The organism is Thioalkalivibrio sulfidiphilus HL-EbGr7 (genome assembly GCF_000021985.1).
Taxonomy (GTDB): domain Bacteria; phylum Pseudomonadota; class Gammaproteobacteria; order Ectothiorhodospirales; family Ectothiorhodospiraceae; genus Thioalkalivibrio_A; species Thioalkalivibrio_A sulfidiphilus.
Map to the genome: position 1 here is coordinate 3364558 of NC_011901.1, position 20547 is coordinate 3385104.

The following is a 20547-nucleotide window of genomic DNA, read 5'->3' on the forward strand; positions in this document are numbered from 1 at the left end:
CATGGTGAAACGACCTCGTGACTGACTACAAAGACACCCTGAACCTCCCCCAGACCGAATTCCCCATGCGCGGCAACCTGGCCCAGCGGGAGCCGGAGATGCTCGCGCACTGGGAAGCGGCCAAGCGCTATCGCAAGCTGCGCGAGGTCTGCGCCGGTCGCCCCCGCTTCGTGCTGGCCGACGGCCCGCCCTACGCCAACGGCAACATCCACATCGGTCACGCGGTCAACAAGATCCTCAAGGACATCATCGTCAAGAGCCGCACCCTGGCGGGCTTCGACGCCGCCTACATACCCGGCTGGGACTGCCACGGCCTGCCCATCGAGCTGCAGGTGGAGAAAAAGATCGGCAAGGTGGGCCACGAGGTGGACGCCGCCGCCTTCCGCAAGGCCTGCCGCGAGTATGCCCTCGAACAGGTGGACAGCCAGCGTCAGGACTTCAAGCGCCTGGGCGTGCTGGGTGACTGGGAGAAACCCTACCTCACCATGGATTACCAGGTGGAGGCGGACACGGTCCGCGCGCTGGGGCGCATCATCGAACGCGGCCACCTGATGAAGGGTGAGAAGCCGGTGCACTGGTGCGTGGACTGCGGCTCGGCGCTGGCCGAGGCCGAGGTGGAGTACGAGGACAAGACCTCGCAGGCCATCGACGTGCGCTTCCGGGTGGAAGATGAGCTGGACCTGTTGCGCCGCTGCGCCCTGGACGGTGACGGCGAGGGTCCCATCTCCGTGGTCATCTGGACCACCACCCCCTGGACCCTGCCCGCCAACCAGGCGGTGTGCCTGCACCCGGAGCTCTCCTATGCCCTGGTGCGGGTGGGTGACGAGCGCCTGCTGCTGGCCGAGGAACTGGTGGAACCGGCCATGAAGCGCTACGGCTTCAGCGACGCCCGTATCATCGGCCGCTGCCAGGGCGCCGCCCTCGAAGGTGCCCTACTGCACCACCCCTTCCTCGACCGCCAGGTACCCGTGATCCTGGGCGAGCACGTGACCCTGGAGGCCGGCACCGGCTGTGTGCACACCGCCCCCGGCCACGGCCAGGACGACTACATCGTCGGCCTGCGCTACGGACTGGCCGTGGACAACCCGGTGGGCCCCGACGGCAAGTTCCTGCCCGGTACCGAGTTCTTCGCCGGCGAGTCGGTGCACCAGGCCAATGGCCACGTGATCGAGGTGCTGCGCGAACGCGGCGCCCTGGTGCTGGCCGAGAAGCTGCGCCACAGCTATCCCCACTGCTGGCGCCACAAGACCCCGATCATCTTCCGCGCCACCCCCCAGTGGTTCATCAGCATGGAGCAGGCGGAACTGCGCGAGCAGGCGCTCAAGGCTATTCAGCAGGTGCAGTGGGTGCCCCAGTGGGGCCAGGCGCGCATCGAGGGCATGGTCTCGGGACGCCCCGACTGGTGCATCTCGCGCCAGCGCAACTGGGGCGTGCCCATCCCCCTGTTCGTGCACCTGGAGACCGGCCGCCTGCACCCGGACACCCCCGCGCTCATCGAGGCGGTGGCCCAGCGCATCGAGGCGCAGGGCATCGAGGCCTGGTTCTCCCTGGACCCGCAAGAACTGCTTGGCAAGGACGCTGCCGCTTACCAGAAGGTCAGCGACACCCTGGACGTGTGGTTCGATTCCGGCGTGACCCACGCCACGGTCACCGACAAGCGCGCCGAGCTGGGCCTGCCCGCCGACCTGTACCTGGAAGGCTCCGACCAGCACCGCGGCTGGTTCCAGTCCTCCCTGCTCACGTCGGTCGCCATGCGCGGCACTGCCCCCTACAAGGCGGTGCTCACCCACGGCTTCACCGTGGACGCCCAGGGGCAGAAGATGTCCAAGTCCAAGGGCAACGTGGTCGCACCGCAGAAGGTGGTGGACACCCTGGGCGCCGACATCCTGCGTCTCTGGGTGGCGGCCACCGACTACAGCGCCGAGATGGCGGTCTCCGACGAGATCTTGAAGCGCACCGCGGACGCCTACCGGCGCATGCGCAACACCGCCCGCTTCCTGCTGGCCAATCTCACCGGCTTCGACCCCGCCCGGGACATGCTCGCGCCCGGGCAGATGCTGCCGCTGGACCGCTGGGCCGTGGACCAGGCGCTGAAGGTGCAGCAGAAGGTGACCGGCGCCTACGAGCAGTACCAGTTCCACCAGATCTACCAGCGAGTGCACAACTTCTGCTCCGTGGAACTGGGCAGTTTTTACCTGGACGTGATCAAGGACCGACAGTACACCACGAAGGCCGACAGCATCGCCCGGCGCTCCGCCCAGACCGCCATGTACCACATCATCGAGGCCATGGTGCGCTGGCTGGCCCCGATCCTCTCCTTCACCGCCGAGGAGATCTGGCAGGAGATCCCCGGCGAGCGCAACGAATCCGTGCTGTTCAACACCTGGTACCAGGGCCTGTTCGCCCTGGACGCATCCGAGCCCATGAACGAGGCCTTCTGGGCCACGCTCCTGGACGTGCGCCAGGCCGTGAACCGGGAGATGGAGAAGCTGCGCGCCGCCAAGGCCAGCTCACTGGATGCCGAGGTGGATCTCTACTGCGAACCGGCCCTGGCCGAGACCCTGGAGGGTCTGGGCGAGGAACTGCGCTTCGTGCTCATCACCTCCTATGCCCGAGTGCACGGCGCCGCCAGCCGCCCGGACGACGCGGTGGAGACACCGCTGGAGGACGGCACCAGCCTCTGGACCCGCGTGACCCGCAGCGAACACGCCAAGTGCCCGCGCTGCTGGCACCACCGGGAGGACATCGGCGCCAGCAGCGATCACCCGGAACTGTGCGGGCGCTGCGTGGAGAACGTGGCCGGTGACGGCGAGCAGCGGCGCTTTGCCTAGAGAAATTAATGGACAGGATGAAAGACTGGGGCGAAAGACAAAACCCTGGACAGGATTAACATGATTTACAGGATTAAAAAGCCTTTAAGAAATAATCTTGTAAATCATGTTAATCCTGTCTGATCCTTTTGCTCTCGGGTCTTTATCCTGTTCATCCTGTCCATTCCGATTCCGAGTACCCCCATGCTGAAATGGTTATGGCTTTCCGCCGCGGTGATCGTCCTGGACCAGATCACGAAATACGTGGCCGAACGCTCGCTGGTGCTCTATGCCCCGGTGGAGATCACCCCATTCTTCAACTTCACCCTGGTCTACAACCCCGGCGCCGCCTTCAGCTTCCTGGGTGACGCCTCCGGCTGGCAGCGCTGGTTCTTCGTTGCCGTGGCCTTCGGTGCCTCGATATTCATCCTCTGGTGGCTCAGGAATCTTCGCGCCGACGAGCGCTGGACCGCCGCCAGCCTCGCCCTGATCCTGGGCGGCGCCATCGGCAATGTCATCGACCGCCTCTGGCATGGCCATGTGATTGATTTCCTGGATTTTCACTACGCTGGCTACCACTGGCCCGCCTTCAACGTGGCCGACGCCGCCATCACCGTTGGCGCCGTGGTACTGGTGGGGTACAGTCTGATGTTCGCGCGTGAGTCCGACGCCCCCGGCGCAGGAGGTCGATCATGATTGCCTACGGCAGCAAGGTGCGCATGCACTACACCATCGCCCTGGAAGACGGCATGGTGGCCGATACCACCGAGGGCGAGGCACCCTTCGAGTTCGTCATGGGTGCCGGCGACCTGGAGGAAGGCCTTGAACTGGCGCTGATCGGTCTCGAACCCGGCGACAAGCAGACCCTCACGCTCACCCCCGACCAGGCCTTCGGCTACCCCAGCCCCGCCGCCGTGCAGGACATGCCCCGGTCCGACTTCCCCCCGAACATGCAACTCAAGCCCGGCCTGATCGTCACCTTCTCCACCCCCACCGGCGACGAACTGCCCGGCACCATCATGGAAGTGGACAAGGACACCGTTAAGGTGGACTTCAACCACCCCCTGGCCGGCCACGAGATCACCTACTCGGTGGAGATCCTTGACGTGGGGACGGGGATGGCCCCTTAAAGGCAGTGGCTAGTCTCAAGTGGCAAGGCCCCCTCCCCAACCCTCCCCCGCAAACGGGAGAGGGGGGCTTTATTCCCTCTCCCTCAGGGAGAGGGTTAGGGTGAGGGTGGTTTCCCTTGCCACTTGAAACTCGCCACTAGCTACTGCTTTCAATATTCATTCCCGACCCCTTTAATGGGACAATAGCTACCCGTTCCAACACCACCGGTCATTTCCCATGCAAGTCATTCTCGCCAACCCCCGCGGCTTCTGCGCCGGCGTGGACCGCGCCATCGACATCGTTGAGCGTGCCCTCACCCTGTTTGGCAAACCCATCTACGTGCGACACGAGGTGGTGCACAACAAGTTCGTGGTGGAGGACCTCCGCAACAAGGGCGCGGTGTTCGTGGAGGAACTGGACGAGGTACCCGACGGCGCCACGGTGATCTTCAGCGCCCACGGCGTGGCGCGCAGCGTGGTCCAGGAGGCAGAACGGCGCGGCCTGCGGGTGTTCGACGCCACCTGCCCCCTGGTGACCAAGGTGCACATGGAAGTGGATCGCCATGCCCGGCGTGGCGAGGAAGTGATCCTCATCGGCCACGCCGGACACCCGGAGGTGGACGGCACCCTGGGTCAGTACGACCGCAGCCACGGCGGCGAGATGTACCTGGTTGAAACGGTTGAGGATGCCGAACGCATCCAGATCAGAAACCCGGATGCCCTGGCCTACGTCACCCAGACCACCCTGTCGGTGGATGACACCCTGGACATCATCGAGACACTGAAAAATCGATTCCCGAACATCCAGGGCCAGAAGCGGGATGACATCTGCTACGCCACCCAGAACCGCCAGGATGCCGTGAAGCAGCTGGCCTCGGAATGCGACCTGTTCCTGGTGGTGGGCTCACCCAACAGTTCCAACTCCAACCGGTTGCGGGAGATCGCCGAGAAGCTGGGCGTGGAGGCCTATCTGGTGGACAACGCCGGTCAGATCGAGGATCGGTGGCTGGAGGGCAAGACCCGGGTGGGTGTTACCGCCGGGGCATCTGCGCCAGAACTGCTGGTGCAGGAGGTGGTGGAACATCTCCGCGCTAATGGCATGAATACCGTCACCGAACACGGTGGCACGCGCGAGAACATCGTATTCAGCCTGCCCAAGGCTTTACGTTGAGCGTTCAGATCCGCGCCTCGATCATACCGACGAGGGCATTTCCGTTTCGAAAGGATTCAGGACCGTTACATGGCCGAGGGTCTGCCCATGCTGAAGATCCTCAGACAGCAGATACTGGCTGGCGGAGCGATTTGCGGCACCTACAATGAGGGCATCCCACCAGGACAGCCGATACCTGCTCTCAATATCCCAGGCCATCTCCAGCACGGCCGAATCGATTTGGATTGGCTGCCAGGAAATCAGATCCCTGATGTCCGCACTAGCCGATTCAGGGCTCATACCCGGAGTCAATCTGCGCGTAACGGCCTGGTAATACTCCTGCAACACCTGGTAACTCAACCGCCCCACTCCTTGAGTCCAAAGGACTCCTAACCAGTCAGCCGCCACCTTCTGTTTGAGTGGCTCGCTGCTGTCGCGCGCGTAAACAAGGACGTTCGTATCAACGAAGTACAGATCGGTCATAGAGCGCTTCCCTGGCAGGATACCTCTCTCCGGCTTTCTTTAACGCCTTGATAGGTCGCCTGGTGAATCGTTCATAAGCTGCCAGGCGATCCGATTCCTGCTCCCGTCGTTCCTGCAGGAGCCTTCCCACCAAACGAGACACACTCACACCGCGACGTGCGGCCTCAATCCTTGCCCAACGCGCCGTCTCTTCGTCCAGAGTGATGGTGACATTTTTCATGAACACAAAATTAGTGTTACACGAGGGCCGTGTCAATACATACGACCATGCACGCCCCCTTGGTCCCTCGCAACCGTAGGCAACTGATGCTTCTTCAGCCTGCCCAAGACTTTACTTTGAGCACTCAGATTCGATTTGGATTGGCTGCCAGGAAATCCCATCCTTTGGATCTACCTTCCCCTCGATCAGGCGTCAGGCGAGATCACGTGCACCGTTGGAAAATAGGTGCGATAGCGGCGTGTATCACGGGTGAGTAAGGGAAGTTCTGCCACTGCGGCGTGAGCGCCGATGAAGAAATCAGGCAGGACATTGTGCTTCATACCGCCCTTCCTGCGATAGCGCATGAAGGCCTTGCCCGCCAGGAAAAGAGCGGCCCGGGGGATCTCCATAAACCGGAGTTGTAGATCGGAGACGACTGTTTCCAGTTCTTCCACCTGCTCAAAAGCAAGGGACAACTCCGCATATACAATCGGATTGATGGCCAGTTCATGGGCAGCGGATAACTGGCGCAATCGCGTGACGGACCATTCCGCCCACTGTGGATCGTCCTCCAGCACGTCAATGAGGACGTTCGTATCGACAAGTACCACTTACGCTTCTCCGCGCAGCAGTTCCATCAGCTCATCTGTTCTCCACTTGACAGTCGCCCGGCCACGGGCCTGTTCGAACCGGTCCCGAACGAGCGCCTTGCGCCGCCCCCGCCCCTGCACCTTACGAATAATGATCTGGCCTTGCTCATCAACGTCAAAGTCAATCTGACTGCCAGGACCGAGCCCCAGGCTTTCCCGAACCTTCTTGGGAATGGTCACCTGACCCTTGCTTGTCAGCCTATGGCTCATGGGATGTGTCCTCCTACCCAGTATTACATTTTCACAATGTAATACCCGCAATATCGCTAAAGCAACAGAATCAACTGGTCAATAAATCTTGATCCCTTGCCCTTGACACCTGGCAGTCAGCACCCTGGGCCAGCACTACCGCAGCCACGGCGGTGAGATGTACCTGCTGGAACGTTCGAGGACGCCGCTAAACTGCTGGGCTCGGAATGCGACCTGTTCCTGGTGGTGGGCTCACCCGACCGTTCCAATTCCAACCGGCTGCGGGAGATCGCCGAGAAGCTGGGGCTATCTGGTGGACAATGCCGGTCAGATCGAAGAGCGCTGGCTTGAGGGCAAGACCTGGGCGGGCGTTACCGCTGGCGCATCGGCGCCGGAACTGCTGGTGCAGGAGGTGGTGGAACATCTCAAGGCGAGTGGCGTGAACACCGTAACAGAACATGACGGTAAAATAGAAACCATCACTTTTCCCTGACCAAGTCACTACGCTGACAGTTTTATCTTTTGGATTTAACATTCCGCCGTTAGCCACCTAAACAGCAGTGATCGAAGATCACACTTTCTGAACACATGTCTTCTATCAGCGCCAGCAATTCGGATTCGTTGCTGGATCTGGTGTGCGTGCACCTGCTTGGTTGAGTGTCAGAGTGCCACACCCATGACCCACTTGCGGCCCTGTTGGCGTTGCTGTCAATGTGTAGGTATTCGCAGTGATATTGCCCAGCGTTAGGTTGTAAGCAGTAGTATTACCATCTTTTGGAGACGCGCTGAATGGCAGATTGCCCGTTGTAAGTCCGGCGAATGAGTTATTCAGCGTGTATTGCCGTTCCATCCACTGGGCAAGCTCCATCAGGTCTGCCTGCGCCGTTGCCATGCGAGTATCCTGCACATGCCGGGTATAGGATGGGTAAGCTATGGCGGCGATGATGCCGATGATCACCACCACGATCATCACTTCGATCAGCGTGAATCCGCTCGTTCTTTGTTGGTAGCGTTGCTGGCTCATCTCCTAACCCTCGATGATATCGTCACTTCAACCAGCTCGGGCAAGCGATCATGCTTGCCTTCGTTTATCTTGAACTGCACATCCATCCCTAGCCGTAGGTATCCGAGCACGGTCGGCGCAACAGCGGGGTGACCGTTTAATACCATGCGTGCCGGAACGCGATATTCCCTATCTGAGATCACGATGGTCATGCGATCCTGATTGATACCATCTATGGTACCTCTCTCCTGCGACAAATCATCCGCATGGACAAGTGACAAACCACTTATCAAGAGAAGGAGTAGGAGCAACACAGCTTGAGCTATCCCGTGATTCATGTCACCTCCAAAGCCCGACCATCAACGCAACTGCCGCCAGGATTGGCGACCAGAGGCCTGTCCACCTGGCAGGCCACGAAGGTCATCACCCTGACCACCGAAAATATGGTCGATGCCCGTGTCCGGGTTCAGAACGGTTGTTGGCTTCTCGCCCCCGCCGAAACCGACACCGCTGACGGGTAAGTTATTCACATAATCTCCGCTATCGAACACACCATCCTGGTCAAGATCAAACACGGTGTAAGGTACTGCCCCGCCAGTAGCGAGCATGATGTCCATCAGGAAGCCACGGCGGCCAGTACCACAAGGATCCTCGTCAGGAATCATTGTTGCAAATCGAACGCGCTCACCAACGGGCCCAGAGGGAAATGTGGGCTCACTGATGACCCGTTCACCCTGGTTGTTGCCCTCATAGACCAGATCCAGATACCAACCCTTGTCAGCTGTAGTCACTGTCTCTTCGGACACTTGCCGCAGCGTATAGGTCACATCCCCATCTGACGTGGTGAATGTTTGATCACCCTGCCACACGATCACCTGTTCTACGAGATCATTTCGACTAGAGATGGCGGCACCATTCTGATCCTTTAGTCCATAGAGACTCTGAACCTGTGGGGCAGTCAAATCACCATCCTGTGTTCTAAAGTAACTACCGGTACCAAAGAGAACCATGAGCGTACCCTGTTCAGTGGGATGCGCGGTCACCTGGGCCCTTGCCGTAATTGGCTGAGGTACATCACTGGCATCACGCGCCTGGAAAAGCACCGAGCGATTTCCGGCGTTATTCCATTGATTGGGGTTAGTCGACGACACGTCGAAGCGCCACATCCGCCCTTGGAGATCTCCTGCGTATACAAGCCGCGCATTGAGATCGCCACTGGGCGCGTCAGTCACCACCACGGGCGCCAAGCCATTCGGCGTCGTGCTGTTCCCCACCCCCGTATCCACAAATACATAGGATGACGGATTGCCAATGGGTACGATAAACAGACCGGCGGTGTGATTGGCACTGTTGTAGCCGTTTCCAAACACGGCTGCCCACTGTCCGTTTCGCATGCGCACGATAGATGGATTCGTCACACCATAACCCAGCCCAGGGTGGGTGAATTCCCAAAGCACCTTGGATTCATCGAAGTTCGTAGGGTCTGTGACGTCCAACGCAAAGACCGTCCGTCCGCCGGCACCCATGGTACCGATAAGCACAGTCTTCCAACTCCCACCGACATAAACATCACCAATGGTCGCAGCGCCATCCACGAAGTATCTGTGGGCGTAGTCCGGATCCATCAGGCGATTGATCCGGGCATGCTGGTGCCCGGTTTCCGGCAAAAGAAGCTCGGAAGGCATGTAAGCGAAGAGTTCTCCTCCGGTGGTGCCATGGAAGGCGTGCAGCAATCCATCGTTTGCCCCGACATAAATGGCCGATGGTCGCGAAGAATAAGGCGAGCTCGAACGGAATGTGCTGTAGGCCGAGCCCTCAGCACCAGGGAGCAGACTGTAACCCAGGTTCGGCCGGCCGACGAACTGTGGCGAGGAGTGCACGATGTCACCCAGAAGTCGCCGCTCTCCCAGAGGCGTAGTGCGACTGCGGAATTCCGTTACCGATTCTCCCCGCAGCCAGTCGATGCGGTCATCACCTCGGCCATCAAGGGAGTCGTCGGTGGCACGATTCAGTGCCGCCTGCTGTGCCGGGCTCAACTGGGCGAAATCAAACGAAACGGCATTTCCGGTGGCACTGTTCGCCGTGTACAGGTTGCGCTCGGACGGCGTCATTGCGGCAAGCCGCGCTTCCGCATCCCAAGCAAGTGCGCCAACGCTGCCGTCACCCATAATCTGGAAGGCCTTCAGTTCACCGGTCCAGTCGCCGCTGCGAAAGCCCGCGAGATAAAGCAAGGTATCTGCCTGAATGACTGCAGCGCTGGCGGCCGCTGAGGTGGCCGAATCCTCTACTCGCCCGATGATGTCTTCCAAGACCTGCGCCAACTCGTTGGCGAAAGCGACAGGGTTCTGGGCGCTGAAGAATCCGCCGCGGCTGTTAACTCCAGCATGCAATAGATCATCAATTTTTGCTGGGTCACTATTGTACGGATCAGGCCAGTTGATTGCCGTGCCGTCCGTTACTGCCTGCCAAGCATCATCGGGATCAACGGATCCTGTTACCCCCAAACCAATACCATAGGTCACCATATGCTGCCAAAATGCAGGGTTACGGGCGTTGCTAGGGACGTTGTTATCCATATCCGGCCGCAGATCGTTCTTCCAGTAATACATGGCCACGTCTGCGAGTGTACGCGAGACGCCATCCCGGAACGGATCACTTGGAACGTACTGGAAGTTATCGCCGTTCGGGTTTACATGAAGCGGCCCGGACGAGTTATCGGCATTGCCAATTGCATCAGAGGGATTAGGACCATTCCAGTATCCATCCGTCATCAAGATGGCAAAGCTCTGACGGCAGCTCAGATCTTCACCGCCTGATAAACCAGGAGTCGTACTCCAAGGGCCGCGACTGTCACTTCGCCGGAAATACTCACCCGCAGCCTCAAGTGATCTTCTTAGTGGCGTTCCGGCCGCGGGGATGTCTCGGTCATAGAGCAAATCGAAGAAAGCCTGCCTGTCCGCGCCGGAAAAGGCGCGTACCCCGCGTACGATCTTTTCGGTTGTTACCCCATCGACACTCGAACTGCCCGCATTGATCGTACCGTAACCGACACGCATATTTTCCGGTTGCTCGGCAAAGGCCAGGCCGATGCCCCCGCGTGCCGCGAGGATTCGCGAGCGATAGTATGTGTACCAGTTTGCGAAGTTTTGTATCTCTTCGTCATATGTACAGGTGGCAGTCGCTGCGCTAGCACAATCGGTCCGATTCTCACGTCCGTGATCCGTGTAAAAGGGGGTGTCTGATCGTATCTCGACCCTCTCGTAATTACTGAAGTCGTAGCCATCAGAACCGTCGTGCCAATAATAGACAGCCGGCCAGAATGTCTGAGTCGCAGTGAAAGTCGCACAGCCTGAAAAATTAAATGTACCGCTGACATCACGCGTAATGGTGCTACAACGTCGCCAACTACCATTGCGTGTATTGTTAGCCGTGAGATTACGACTCCCTCGCGCTGGGCGCATCGGATTGTGCAGCGCGGCAGATGGGTTGGCATTGGGCATTGACCCGCTACCATCTGCCCTAGGCCAGGGACTATAGGTCACACCTGGATCATAGTAGACGGTGTTTCCAACAGGAGATCGCGCGAACGCGTTGTAAGGGTCGTCAGCAAAGGTCGGCGCTCTGTCCGTGTAATTCCCGCTGCTGTATAGGTTATCTATGCGGCCGTAGACGTAGTAAGCGGCATTACTGATATGCTGATCAGGCATGATTTCCCAATGCATCGAACCCGAGTCGTCCAGGATGAACATGATGTTCGGATCAATACTCGTTGTCAGGAACAATGGGACATTCGCAATATTTACGTTTGCCTGTGCGAGACCCGGAGACACGGTCATAAGGGCACAAGCCATTCCCGCCAGAGCGGCCTGAGCACGCTTAACCCACTTGTTATCTTTGCACCTCATTGCCATTTCTCCCCGGCATCCTCTCGCGATACCAGCAACCACTGATGTCATCACCGACTCGTTCAGTTACACGAATTCCCTAATAGCTCAAGATTCGATCACAGAATCATGACCTCATGTTTGTACACATAACAGCCCGCGTGCTCATTCTCTACAGGCACCCCGGAAATCCGACGGAAGACTACCTCTGAACCGGGCAACTGGGTCCTGTTCATGGTCATATTCCGTCATATCCCTGGCCCTGACGAACCCGCCACAACCCATCTAACGTCCCGGTCACTCGCATGTGCCGCCCGGTGAAAAATTGGAACGCAGGATCACCACGGCGGCATCAGATCCTCCAACACCCCGGGCTGTGATCGGATATATGCAGCGAAACACCGGCGGAAGCTCGCTGCCCAGTCGCTGGAACTGGGGCGGCCCGACGTGGAATACCGGCTGGGCTGCCAGCTGTTGACCATCCAACGTCACGGTGCCTGTCGCTGCACTCCCATCCCAGCTAGCGGGATTAGCAAGTTCAGTCGCGCTCAACAATGTCGCGGCATTGTTCGCCACCCACTCTTCCGCTTCCCTGAGCGCTGCCTCTGCTGCCTGAAATGCAAGATTTCGGTCTCGCTCATTGCCGGCCATTCGCTCCTGTAGCGTCGTGGTCTGCATGGCGGTGACGCCGATGAGCGTCATCAACAGCAGGAACACTAGGGCGATGACCAAGGCCGACCCTGATTCGCGCCGGTCCTTACGCGTCATCTCAAAGTTGTTCCAGTCAGTCATGGCAGGCGGTTTCTCAATCCAATCGTGGTGGTGGCGATCTGCCTCAACCGCCGGTCTGCCGGCGTGAAGGTGACACCGTTGAATGTAATTTGTTGAGGCGCATCGATCACATTGTTCTCAGGGCTGACCAGCAGCATGGACAGACGGACACTCAGAACGTCCGGCCAGCGGTTCGCTGCTGCGACCTGCCCTGCATTCATATATGTATCGACCTGCTGGTCACCACTCGTATCCACACCGTAGAGGATCTGCAGGTCCTCCACACCCTCAACCAGTTCTTCCGAATTGGCCTGACCCACCCTGCGGTACAGGGAGGGCACGGGGGCATTGGCGTCCCGGAACGCCACGAAATAGGAACGCTCCCGATAGGCCATGACTTCAGCGCCCTGGAAGTAGACCTTCGACAGGAAGTTTTGCGTATTCATGCTCGATGCATGGGCGATGGTAGTCCCGCTCGCACCGCTAGAGACGTTAGTCGCTCTGAAGATGTCGACCGCCGTACAGTCGGTCACCATCAGGACATCGCCAGCCACCCATCCGCCGGCGTTGGCAACAAGCTGCGCATTTGCATTCTCGACCTTTTGCGCGTTGAGCTGACCCACGGCATCGCTGCCTCCACGCAGGATCAGGACATCGGTACCGGCCACAACCTGGCGGGTTCCAATGGTTGTGCCGGCGGAGACATCGTCCATGCCTTCGACCAGTAAGGCCGGATCAAAATCGCCAAGCGTGGGCGGATTCGCTATATTGGATATAGGCACGGCACCCGGCCGCGCACAACCCGCGTAGCCCGCCATTCGCACATCATGGCTGAGCACGTTGATGGCATAGCGCCCATTTTCCTGCACGCGAGACATCGCGTCATTGAACCTGTAGGCCGTCTGGGACCCAACGAAGATGCTGATCACACCCGCCGTGAGGATCAAGGCAATCACCATGGCGACCATCAATTCGACCAGGGACAGACCCTTCTGGCGTCTCATGGAGATCTTTCTGGTTTCAATTCGAAGGAACTTACCCATGCTCTCTAGAGCCTCGTACGGAACTGGAACTGGCGGTAGTTATCCGGTACGCCGTCGCGGTCCTCATCCCAGCGCACGACTATCGTGACGTCGATCTCGTTGTAGGCCGGGACTGCATTGGGGGTGATCACCACCGCTATGGAACCCTCGCCCCGTGGCAACAGACAATCAAGCTGGGCAAGCCAATCGGTAGTGTCTTGCGCGGCCATGGAACCGCCGCTGGTGTCACCACAATTGGCACTGTTGAATCCCCCCGTGTCATAGTCGGCCGCTTGCGCACGGTTGGCGCGCATGCGATCAACCATATCGTAGGCAAGCAACGTCGCCTGAGTGCGCAACTGTGCGTCGTTATTGAAACGCAACGATGAAGCCTGGAGTCCGGCAAGGCCCAACAGCCCGATGGCCAGCACGAGGACTGCAATGAGCACCTCGACGAGCGTGAAGCCTCGCTGAGACCGTGACATGGAGCGCATCATGGCCTGCGGGTTGTGAAGACAGTGGGATTTGGACTCGCTCATGATCAGCAATCGGTCCTCGTGACGCTGACGCGCCCAGTGTTGATAATCTCGACAAACCGTGCCCGACCTGCCGTGCCCGCGGTGCAATCATCCGGCTGAATCCGGATGAGGAGGGTTCCACCCGGGGCGATTTTCTCGCCTCGGCCGTCGAAACGCAGTGTCGCCGGGCTCCCGTTTACCGCCATACGGCGCATCTCCGTGTATTCGCGAATGATGTCGTTTCCAGCACAGGCCACGCCCAGATGCACGCACCATCCATCGGCAAAATCACCTCCGACCGGCGTGACACGCACTTCGATACCCCGCTTGATCGCTTCGCTGCGCGCAAGATTCAGGGCCGACACCAGCTCATTGGTCTGGGTGGTCACCCGGTTGTTCTGGATCAAATTCCAGAATCCCGGCACCGCGATGGTGGCGAGGATCGCCACCACGGCCAGGGTGATCATCAATTCAACCAGAGTGAATCCGCCATTTCTGTTCATGGCACCAAGTGTAGACACCTGATTCGGAAGGTGTCTCTGGCCATGCGATGAACGGGCGGGTTTCGGCCGATGATCGGGCTCAAGCCCTTGGAACGTAAAATGTTCCGACAAGGTTCAGCAGCTGGTCTGCTCCACCCGGGGGCGGCCGGTGCGGCTGATTACGATGCGCCGGGCCTGGTTTCCGGCACAGACGGTCACGGACCCCATGAGCAGCGCATTGTTCATTCGCCGGGTCTCCCCGGTCGCCACATAGGAGATGTAGGCGCTGGTCACGTTGTCCCCGTTGATCACCACCTGGCTACCGGGCGTGAACACCCTGAGCACTTCCCCCGCGGGCTGCACGGGCGCACCCGGCTCCGGGCCCTCGAACACGATCCAGCCGCTGCTGTATCCGTTGGATGAACCGCAGCTGCTGCCGTCCTCGCTGGCGCACAGGGTCACCCTGGCACCCCGCTTGACCGCCTCCGAGCGGGTCAGGTGCAGGGCGGTGACGAACTGGTTGGTGGTGGTCACGAGCCGTTGTTCGGCCACCAGGCTGCCGAAGCCGGGCACCGCGACGGTGATCAGGATGGCGGCCACGGCCAGCGTGACCATGAGTTCAATGAGGGTAAGGCCATGTTCCCTTGGCATGGTGCGCTCCTCGTCCGTGAGGGGGAATTCAACGATAAAGGATGAAAGGCGAAGGTGGAAGGGCGAATCAGCACACCCCTTATCTGTCACGGGATGGATCAGTCCTCTTGGGTTATCGATAGACCTCTCGTCTGTGTGCGATGCGGATCACCAAGATGACGAGCTTTTCGTCCTGCAACTCGCAGATGACCCGGTAGTCGCCGATGCGGTAGCGCCAAAGCTCGGAGAATTCTCCCTTGAGCGGCGCCCCAAGCCCTCTGGGGTTCTGCAAAGCGGCTACTCGCTGCTCCAGATAGTCTCGAATCCGCCGCCTTGTCGGCGGATCGAGTCCCTTGACGGATTTTTTGGCGGACTGGGCGTATTCAATCGTCCAGACCACTCCAGAACTCCTCGCTTGTCAGGGTCTGCTCTTCGCCCTTGCGGATACGCTCCAGGACCTGTTCCGCCAGATAGATGTCCTCAAGGTCATCCAGCTGGGCCTCGATGGCCTCGCGGATATAGTAGGTGGCCGTGCGGCCGGTCCGTGCGGCCAGTGCCTGAAGCCTCTCGTAGGTTTCGTCGGGCAATCTGACGTTGGTTTGCTTGCTCATGACGAGCCCTCCAATCCTGGGCGGCGCTTTACATGTATAGCATTGTGCGCCCGACCATGCGGGCATCGCAAGACAGGACGGGGAAATGGTGCCGTTGAGAGGAGTCGAACCTCCGACCTACTGATTACGAATCAGTTGCTCTACCAACTGAGCTACAACGGCATTCGGCGGGACGGCACAGGATACGCCAAGGCTGGCGCGGGCTCAATCGGGCAGGTGAGTCATCAGGCGAGAGGGGACAGGCCAGCGGAGCTGCCTTGAGACTTGCCACTTGAGACTTGCTACTGCGCAGCCCCGCTGCGCCGCACGCGGATGATCACGTCCACGCCCTCCACGGCCACGCCGGCAGGCAGATCGGGCAGGCGGTCGACGTTGACCTGGGAGACGGGGATGTCTTCCAGGGTGCCGTTGTCCACGTGGAACAGGTGGTGGTGCGGGTCCAGGTTGCTGTCGTAGAAGACCCGGGCGGGGTCGACGATGACCTCGCGCACCAAGCCCTTCTCGGCGAACAGGCCCAGGGTGTTGTAGACCGTCGCCTTGGAGACGCTGGCGTCGCGGGCATTGACCCGCGCCAGCACCTGGTCGGCGGACAGGTGCTGGTGACGCTCGAACAGGACCTGGGCAATCTCCACCCGCTGCTGGGTCGGCGTGATGCCATGACCCCGCAGGCGTTCGATCACCTGGTCACGATTCTCGGGCATTGTGTGTAATACCAATGACATGTGGTCAAGTATACGGACGTTTTAGACAAAGTCTAGATGTCACACCTGATCCGCGCCCGCCAGGGCAGGATCGGCGGCGGCTTCCAGCCGATAGGGGGTCGGGTCCAAGGCCGGCGCTGCCCCTGTCATCAGGGCGGCAGCGAGGCGGCAGGAGGCCAGGCTCAGGACCACGCCATTGCGAAAGTGGCCGGCGTTGATGAACAGGCCCTCGCAGTCGGGGTGTTCCGTGATCACCGGAATACCGGTGGGCGAGCCCGGGCGCAGACCCGCCCAGTGGTGCTCCACGGGACAGTCGGCCAGGGCCGGCACCAGCGCCAGGGCAGTCCGGTGCAGGTCTTGGCGCGCCGCCTCGGTGGTCTGTTTCTCGAAGCCCACGTATTCCAGGGTGCTGCCCATGAGGATACGGCCATCCCGCCGGGGTATCAGGTAGCGCTCGCCACTGAGCACGATGCGCTGCACCAGGCCCGGCCTGCCCCGGAACAGGATCATCTGGCCTCGCACCGGGACCACGGGCAGTTCCGGTCCGCCGGGCGGCATGAGTCCGGCGCTCCAGGCCCCGCCGGCGATCAGCACCCGGTCGGCGCGCAGCTCGCCGCTCCTGGTGCGCACACCCCTGACCCGGCCGGCTTCACACAGCAACGACAGGACTGGTTCCTGTTCGCGAATCACGATCTTCCTTGTCCGGAGGCTCTCCCGCACTGATCTCACCAGGCGCGGATTGCGCACCTGGGCGATGTTGGGCATCCACAGGCCCAACTCCGGCTCGGCACCCAGGGCCGGCTCGCAGGCCCGGGCATCCGCCCCGCCAATACGCTCGACGGCGACACCCTGGCGCGCCGCCCAGGCCAGGGCCGGCGTAACCTCGGCGGCATCCAGCACCAGCATCCCCGACAGGGTCCACTCCGGATCCACGCCGGTCTCATCCAGCAGGATACGGGCAAAGGTCGGGTACTCGGCCTGGGTCCGCGTGGCGAGCGCGGTGACCGGATCGGGATAGCGCCAGGGATACAGGGGCGAGAGGATGCCGCCCCCGGCCCAGGAGGCCTCGCGACCCGCCTCGCCCCGCTCCAGCACGGTCACCGACACGCCGGCGTCGTGCAGGAAGCGGGCGGTCAGCATGCCGATCAGGCCGCCGCCGACCACGATACAGTCGGTCATGGGCAATTCCGGGGACGGGACACGGCGCGGCGTGGCCGCGTCGAGGGGAAATATGGAGCGGGTGAAGGGAATCGAACCCTCGTATGCAGCTTGGGAAGCTGCCGTTCTACCATTGAACTACACCCGCGCGAGCGCCCATTTTATCCAGCCGCCGGCCGCGAAGGGAAGCAAACCACCCCGTTATAGTACGTATCATGTATCTTGTATCTCCCCTAAAATACCGCCCCTGACCCATCCGACCCGCCCACACCCCCATGGACATCACCCTCAACGGCGAAACCCGCAGCGTCCCCGACGGGCTCACGGCCGCCGGCCTGCTGGAACACCTGGAGATGACCGGCCAGCGCCTGGCCATGGAGGTCAACGGCGAGATCGTGCCCCGGGGCCTGCATGCCGGGCACCGCATCCAGCCGGGCGACCGGGTGGAGATCGTGCGCGCCATCGGCGGTGGCTGAACCGACACAACGGAAGACCTGCATGTCACAGACCGAAACCCAAGACCTCCTCACCATCGCCGGACGGGACTACCGCTCCCGCCTGCTGGTGGGTACCGGCAAGTACAAGGACCTGGACGAGACCCGCGCGGCCGTGGAGGCCAGCGGTGCCGAGATCATCACCGTGGCCATCCGCCGCACCAACATCGGCCAGAACCCCGGCGAGCCTAACCTGCTCGACGTGCTGCCTCCCGACCGCTACACCTACCTGCCCAACACCGCCGGCTGCTACTCCGCCGAGGATGCCGTGCGCACCTGCCGCCTGGCCCGGGAACTGCTGGATGGCCACACACTGGTGAAGCTGGAGGTGCTGGGGGATGAGAAGACCCTGTACCCGGACGTGGTGCAGACCCTCGCCGCCGCCGAGACCCTGGTGAAGGACGGCTTCCAGGTGATGGTCTACACCAGCGACGACCCCATCCTGGCCAAGCGCCTGGAGGAGATCGGCTGCGTGGCGGTGATGCCGCTGGCCGCCCCCATCGGCTCGGGCCTGGGCATCCAGAACCGCTACAACATCCTGGAGATCGTGGAAAACGCCCAGGTCCCCATCCTGGTGGACGCCGGCGTGGGCACGGCCTCGGACGCGGCCATCGCCATGGAACTGGGCTGCGACGGGGTGCTGATGAACACCGCCATCGCCGCGGCGAAAAACCCGGTGCTCATGGCCAGCGCCATGAAAAAGGCCATCGAGGCCGGCCGCGAGGCCTTCCTCGCCGGCCGCATGCCCCGCAAGCGCTACGCCTCGGCGTCGTCCCCGGTGGAGGGGACGTTTTTCTGAGCCTGGAACAATCTGCCGCAGAGACGCGGAGGCGCTGAGAATTCAAAAAATGACAGGATTAACAGGATGAGACCCGGGGTTTGCTAGCCCGAGTTTTTAATCGTGTAAATCCTGTTAATCCTGTCAAATTGCTTTTTTCAGCGCCTCCGCGTCTCTGCGGCGATGCCTTTCTTCCCATGACCGAACCCAGCCCAAAACCCCACAGACCCATCCGCAGCTTCGTGCGCCGGGAGGGCCGCCTGACCGCGGGTCAGCAGCGGGCCCTGGATGCGCTGTGGCCGCGCTTCGGGATTGAATATTCGGAGAATATGCTCGATCTGGCCGCGATCTTCGGCCGATCGGCGCCCATCACCCTGGAAATCGGCTTCGGCAACGGGGAAAGCCTGGCGCAGATGGCCCAGGCGGCGCCGAAGCGGGACTTTATCGGCATCGAGGTGCACCGGCCCGGGGTGGGCCACCTGCTGGCCCGCATCGAGGACCTGGGCCTGGGCAACCTGCGGGTCATGTGCCACGACGCGGTGGAGGTGCTGAAACACCAGATCCCGCCGGGCAGCCTGGACAGGGTGCAGGTGTTCTTCCCCGACCCCTGGCACAAGAAGCGCCATCACAAGCGGCGCATCATCCAGCCGGAATTCGTCGCCCTGCTGGCCACCCGCCTGCGCCCCGGCGGCACCCTGCACCTGGCCACCGACTGGGAGGACTACGCCCGGCACATGCTGGAGGTGATGCAGGCCTCACCCGCCTTTCGCAACACCGCCGAGGGCTTCGCCCCCCGCCCGGAGCACCGGCCGCTGACCAAGTTCGAGCAGCGGGGACAGCGACTGGGGCATGGGGTGTGGGACATCCTCTTTGAGAAGTGCGAAGTGTGAATTGGGAAGTGGGAATGAAATCAATTTCGCACTTCCCAATTCACACTTCTTACCTAACCCTCACTTCACCACGAGCACGGCCACCTCCGCCTGACCCACCACCCGCTCCGCCACGCTGCCCATGAGCAGTCGCTGCAGGCCGGTGCGGCCGTGGCTGCCTACCACGATCAGGTCGGCCTGCTTCTGTTTGGCCAGCTCGACGATGACCTGTTCGGGGCGGCCTTCCTCCTGGATACCCTCCACGGAGATCCCCTCGCCCTGCAGGGCCTGGCACACCCGCTCGATGGCCTGCCGGGCCTCGTCGCGGCGCGCCTGGTCATGGCCGGGCACATTCACGGAGACCACGGTCACCGGCAGATCGAAACGCCGGGCCAGTTCGGAAGCGGAGACGGCTGCAGCATCGCCCAGGCGAGACCCGTCGGTGGCCACCAGGATGCGTCTCGAGGGCACCGGGCAGGAACAGGGCACCACCAGCACGCTGCAGGCGGCATGGCCGATCACCTTGGCGGTGGAATCCCCCATCATCAGCCGCGCCAGGTCGCTGCGGGTGCGCCGGCCCATGACGATCAGGTCGACACGGTTGTCCTCGGCTGCCTGGACCACCTCCACGTAGGGGTCGGCGCCGTGGCGCAGCAGACCCTCGAAGGGCACGCCCCCCACCCCGGCCCGCTGGCCCAGTTCGGCCAGGTAGGCCCGCGCCGCCTCGGCCTCGGCCTGGACCCGCTCGGGGGCCATGGCCTCGTACTCGGGATTGGTCAGCACCACCCGCAGGGCGTAAACCCGGGCACCGCAGCGCTCGGCCAGCCCCAGGGCCACCTGCTCGGCGCCGGCGCTGAATTCCGTGCCCTCGGTGGCGAGCAGCAGGGTCTCGAAGCGCCCCACGGGCGAAAGACGGGTCTCCATGGCGTTCCATCCTTCCTGTGATCCGGAATCGGTCTTGCGTCCGTCCAGCATAGCCCATGGCCCTGCGGCCAGGCGCCGGGACGCTGCTTGGCTTTGCGGGGCCGCGATGGGA

Annotated in this window: 23 protein-coding genes, 2 tRNA genes and 1 pseudogene; 8 read left to right on the forward strand and 18 right to left on the reverse strand. The window is 61.4% G+C overall.

Features of this window, described 5'->3' with window-relative positions; genetic code table 11:
* Positions 1 to 17: 17 nt before the first annotated feature.
* From ileS to ispH (TGR7_RS16145), 4 genes are all read left to right on the forward strand, one after another.
* A complete protein-coding gene (gene ileS, locus TGR7_RS16130; protein WP_012639747.1) occupies positions 18 to 2831 on the forward strand; it encodes an isoleucine--tRNA ligase in 2814 nt (937 codons plus the stop codon).
* Positions 2832 to 3014: 183 nt separating this feature from the next.
* Complete coding sequence (gene lspA, locus TGR7_RS16135; RefSeq protein WP_012639748.1) at positions 3015 to 3506, forward strand: signal peptidase II; 492 nt, start codon at positions 3015 to 3017, stop codon at positions 3504 to 3506.
* Positions 3503 to 3940, forward strand: a complete 438-nt coding sequence (locus TGR7_RS16140; protein WP_012639749.1) for an FKBP-type peptidyl-prolyl cis-trans isomerase — start codon at positions 3503 to 3505, stop codon at positions 3938 to 3940. The genes lspA and TGR7_RS16140 overlap by 4 nt, the downstream gene beginning before the upstream one ends.
* Positions 3941 to 4157: 217 nt before the next feature.
* Positions 4158 to 5090: a 4-hydroxy-3-methylbut-2-enyl diphosphate reductase gene (gene ispH / locus TGR7_RS16145; RefSeq protein WP_012639750.1), complete on the forward strand. Its 933-nt coding sequence runs from the start codon at positions 4158 to 4160 to the stop codon at positions 5088 to 5090.
* Between the two features lie 21 nt (positions 5091 to 5111).
* Here ispH (TGR7_RS16145) and TGR7_RS16150 read toward each other — a convergent pair whose 3' ends face one another.
* The 3 genes from TGR7_RS16150 to TGR7_RS16160 all read right to left on the reverse strand — a co-directional run bounded on the left by TGR7_RS16150 (position 5112) and on the right by TGR7_RS16160 (position 6611).
* Entirely contained in the window at positions 5112 to 5552 is a 441-nt protein-coding gene (locus TGR7_RS16150; RefSeq protein WP_012639751.1) for a PIN domain-containing protein, read from the reverse strand.
* Between the two features lie 405 nt (positions 5553 to 5957).
* Positions 5958 to 6362 carry a type II toxin-antitoxin system VapC family toxin gene (locus TGR7_RS16155; protein ID WP_012639752.1) on the reverse strand — a complete coding sequence of 135 codons (405 nt, stop codon included), beginning with the start codon at positions 6360 to 6362 and terminating at the stop codon, positions 5958 to 5960.
* Positions 6363 to 6611 carry an AbrB/MazE/SpoVT family DNA-binding domain-containing protein gene (locus tag TGR7_RS16160; RefSeq protein WP_012639753.1) on the reverse strand — a complete coding sequence of 83 codons (249 nt, stop codon included), beginning with the start codon at positions 6609 to 6611 and terminating at the stop codon, positions 6363 to 6365.
* A 177-nt stretch (positions 6612 to 6788) separates the two neighbouring features.
* On the opposite strand from TGR7_RS16160, the pseudogene ispH (TGR7_RS17995) reads away from it, so the two are divergent.
* Positions 6789 to 7083 (forward strand): annotated as a pseudogene (gene ispH / locus TGR7_RS17995) (4-hydroxy-3-methylbut-2-enyl diphosphate reductase); the annotation flags it as partial.
* Between the two features lie 105 nt (positions 7084 to 7188).
* Here ispH (TGR7_RS17995) and TGR7_RS17340 read toward each other — a convergent pair.
* The 14 genes from TGR7_RS17340 to TGR7_RS16230 all read right to left on the reverse strand — a co-directional run bounded on the left by TGR7_RS17340 (position 7189) and on the right by TGR7_RS16230 (position 17518).
* A complete protein-coding gene (locus TGR7_RS17340; protein ID WP_012639754.1) occupies positions 7189 to 7614 on the reverse strand; it encodes a type IV pilin protein in 426 nt (141 codons plus the stop codon).
* Positions 7611 to 7931, reverse strand: a complete 321-nt coding sequence (locus TGR7_RS16170; protein WP_148211523.1) for a PilY2 family type 4a fimbrial biogenesis protein — start codon at positions 7929 to 7931, stop codon at positions 7611 to 7613. Before TGR7_RS16170 ends, TGR7_RS17340 begins: the two co-directional genes overlap by 4 nt.
* 21 nt (positions 7932 to 7952) lie before the next feature.
* Entirely contained in the window at positions 7953 to 11342 is a 3390-nt protein-coding gene (locus TGR7_RS17345; protein ID WP_187148405.1) for a pilus assembly protein, read from the reverse strand.
* 432 nt (positions 11343 to 11774) lie between these two features.
* A complete protein-coding gene (locus tag TGR7_RS16180; RefSeq protein ID WP_012639756.1) occupies positions 11775 to 12269 on the reverse strand; it encodes a pilus assembly PilX family protein in 495 nt (164 codons plus the stop codon).
* Positions 12266 to 13291: a PilW family protein gene (locus tag TGR7_RS16185; protein WP_012639757.1), complete on the reverse strand. Its 1026-nt coding sequence runs from the start codon at positions 13289 to 13291 to the stop codon at positions 12266 to 12268. The genes TGR7_RS16180 and TGR7_RS16185 overlap by 4 nt, the downstream gene beginning before the upstream one ends.
* A 5-nt stretch (positions 13292 to 13296) precedes the next feature.
* Positions 13297 to 13809: a type IV pilus modification protein PilV gene (gene pilV / locus TGR7_RS16190; protein ID WP_012639758.1), complete on the reverse strand. Its 513-nt coding sequence runs from the start codon at positions 13807 to 13809 to the stop codon at positions 13297 to 13299.
* A 2-nt stretch (positions 13810 to 13811) separates the two neighbouring features.
* Entirely contained in the window at positions 13812 to 14291 is a 480-nt protein-coding gene (locus tag TGR7_RS16195) for a GspH/FimT family pseudopilin (protein WP_041442119.1), read from the reverse strand.
* Positions 14292 to 14405: 114 nt separating this feature from the next.
* Positions 14406 to 14921 (reverse strand): GspH/FimT family pseudopilin, encoded by a 516-nt coding sequence (locus tag TGR7_RS16200; RefSeq protein ID WP_012639760.1) that lies wholly within the window; start codon positions 14919 to 14921, stop codon positions 14406 to 14408.
* Between the two features lie 112 nt (positions 14922 to 15033).
* Complete coding sequence (locus TGR7_RS16205) at positions 15034 to 15300, reverse strand: type II toxin-antitoxin system RelE family toxin (RefSeq protein WP_012639761.1); 267 nt, start codon at positions 15298 to 15300, stop codon at positions 15034 to 15036.
* Positions 15284 to 15511: a type II toxin-antitoxin system RelB family antitoxin gene (relB, locus tag TGR7_RS16210; protein ID WP_012639762.1), complete on the reverse strand. Its 228-nt coding sequence runs from the start codon at positions 15509 to 15511 to the stop codon at positions 15284 to 15286. The genes TGR7_RS16205 and relB overlap by 17 nt, the downstream gene beginning before the upstream one ends.
* A gap of 86 nt (positions 15512 to 15597) precedes the next feature.
* Positions 15598 to 15673 (reverse strand) — tRNA-Thr (locus TGR7_RS16215).
* A 119-nt stretch (positions 15674 to 15792) separates the two neighbouring features.
* Positions 15793 to 16212 (reverse strand): Fur family transcriptional regulator, encoded by a 420-nt coding sequence (locus TGR7_RS16220; RefSeq protein ID WP_012639763.1) that lies wholly within the window; start codon positions 16210 to 16212, stop codon positions 15793 to 15795.
* 60 nt (positions 16213 to 16272) lie between these two features.
* A complete protein-coding gene (gene thiO, locus TGR7_RS16225) occupies positions 16273 to 17391 on the reverse strand; it encodes a glycine oxidase ThiO (protein ID WP_012639764.1) in 1119 nt (372 codons plus the stop codon).
* 53 nt (positions 17392 to 17444) lie between these two features.
* Positions 17445 to 17518: transfer RNA gene (locus TGR7_RS16230), tRNA-Gly, on the reverse strand.
* A gap of 127 nt (positions 17519 to 17645) precedes the next feature.
* Between TGR7_RS16230 and thiS the strand changes: the two genes are divergently transcribed.
* The 3 genes from thiS to trmB all read left to right on the forward strand — a co-directional run bounded on the left by thiS (position 17646) and on the right by trmB (position 19532).
* On the forward strand, positions 17646 to 17846 hold the full coding sequence (gene thiS, locus TGR7_RS16235; protein WP_012639765.1) for a sulfur carrier protein ThiS: 201 nt from the start codon (positions 17646 to 17648) through the stop codon (positions 17844 to 17846).
* Positions 17847 to 17868: 22 nt separating this feature from the next.
* Complete coding sequence (locus TGR7_RS16240; RefSeq protein ID WP_012639766.1) at positions 17869 to 18663, forward strand: thiazole synthase; 795 nt, start codon at positions 17869 to 17871, stop codon at positions 18661 to 18663.
* A gap of 176 nt (positions 18664 to 18839) precedes the next feature.
* Positions 18840 to 19532, forward strand: a complete 693-nt coding sequence (gene trmB / locus TGR7_RS16245) for a tRNA (guanosine(46)-N7)-methyltransferase TrmB (RefSeq protein WP_012639767.1) — start codon at positions 18840 to 18842, stop codon at positions 19530 to 19532.
* Positions 19533 to 19592: 60 nt separating this feature from the next.
* On the opposite strand, the gene TGR7_RS16250 is transcribed toward trmB, so the two are convergent.
* On the reverse strand, positions 19593 to 20435 hold the full coding sequence (locus TGR7_RS16250) for a universal stress protein (RefSeq protein ID WP_041443236.1): 843 nt from the start codon (positions 20433 to 20435) through the stop codon (positions 19593 to 19595).
* Positions 20436 to 20547 lie beyond the last annotated feature (112 nt).

Excerpts from the sequence above, each read along its gene's own strand:
- lspA (WP_012639748.1), top strand. The coding sequence starts at position 3,015 with ATGCTGAAATGGTTATGGCTTTCCGCCGCGGTGATCGTCCTGGACCAG.
- TGR7_RS16140 (WP_012639749.1), top strand. The coding sequence starts at position 3,503 with ATGATTGCCTACGGCAGCAAGGTGCGCATGCACTACACCATCGCCCTG.
- ispH (WP_012639750.1), top strand. The coding sequence starts at position 4,158 with ATGCAAGTCATTCTCGCCAACCCCCGCGGCTTCTGCGCCGGCGTGGAC.
- TGR7_RS16150 (WP_012639751.1), bottom strand. The coding sequence starts at position 5,552 with ATGACCGATCTGTACTTCGTTGATACGAACGTCCTTGTTTACGCGCGC.
- TGR7_RS16160 (WP_012639753.1), bottom strand. The coding sequence starts at position 6,611 with ATGAGCCATAGGCTGACAAGCAAGGGTCAGGTGACCATTCCCAAGAAG.
- TGR7_RS17340 (WP_012639754.1), bottom strand. The coding sequence starts at position 7,614 with ATGAGCCAGCAACGCTACCAACAAAGAACGAGCGGATTCACGCTGATC.
- TGR7_RS16170 (WP_148211523.1), bottom strand. The coding sequence starts at position 7,931 with ATGAATCACGGGATAGCTCAAGCTGTGTTGCTCCTACTCCTTCTCTTG.
- TGR7_RS17345 (WP_187148405.1), bottom strand. The coding sequence starts at position 11,342 with ATGTTCATCCTGGACGACTCGGGTTCGATGCATTGGGAAATCATGCCT.
- TGR7_RS16180 (WP_012639756.1), bottom strand. The coding sequence starts at position 12,269 with ATGACTGACTGGAACAACTTTGAGATGACGCGTAAGGACCGGCGCGAA.
- TGR7_RS16185 (WP_012639757.1), bottom strand. The coding sequence starts at position 13,291 with ATGGGTAAGTTCCTTCGAATTGAAACCAGAAAGATCTCCATGAGACGC.
- pilV (WP_012639758.1), bottom strand. The coding sequence starts at position 13,809 with ATGAGCGAGTCCAAATCCCACTGTCTTCACAACCCGCAGGCCATGATG.
- TGR7_RS16195 (WP_041442119.1), bottom strand. The coding sequence starts at position 14,291 with ATGAACAGAAATGGCGGATTCACTCTGGTTGAATTGATGATCACCCTG.
- TGR7_RS16200 (WP_012639760.1), bottom strand. The coding sequence starts at position 14,921 with ATGCCAAGGGAACATGGCCTTACCCTCATTGAACTCATGGTCACGCTG.
- relB (WP_012639762.1), bottom strand. The coding sequence starts at position 15,511 with ATGAGCAAGCAAACCAACGTCAGATTGCCCGACGAAACCTACGAGAGG.
- TGR7_RS16220 (WP_012639763.1), bottom strand. The coding sequence starts at position 16,212 with ATGCCCGAGAATCGTGACCAGGTGATCGAACGCCTGCGGGGTCATGGC.
- thiO (WP_012639764.1), bottom strand. The coding sequence starts at position 17,391 with ATGACCGACTGTATCGTGGTCGGCGGCGGCCTGATCGGCATGCTGACC.
- thiS (WP_012639765.1), top strand. The coding sequence starts at position 17,646 with ATGGACATCACCCTCAACGGCGAAACCCGCAGCGTCCCCGACGGGCTC.
- TGR7_RS16240 (WP_012639766.1), top strand. The coding sequence starts at position 17,869 with ATGTCACAGACCGAAACCCAAGACCTCCTCACCATCGCCGGACGGGAC.
- trmB (WP_012639767.1), top strand. The coding sequence starts at position 18,840 with ATGACCGAACCCAGCCCAAAACCCCACAGACCCATCCGCAGCTTCGTG.
- TGR7_RS16250 (WP_041443236.1), bottom strand. The coding sequence starts at position 20,435 with ATGGAGACCCGTCTTTCGCCCGTGGGGCGCTTCGAGACCCTGCTGCTC.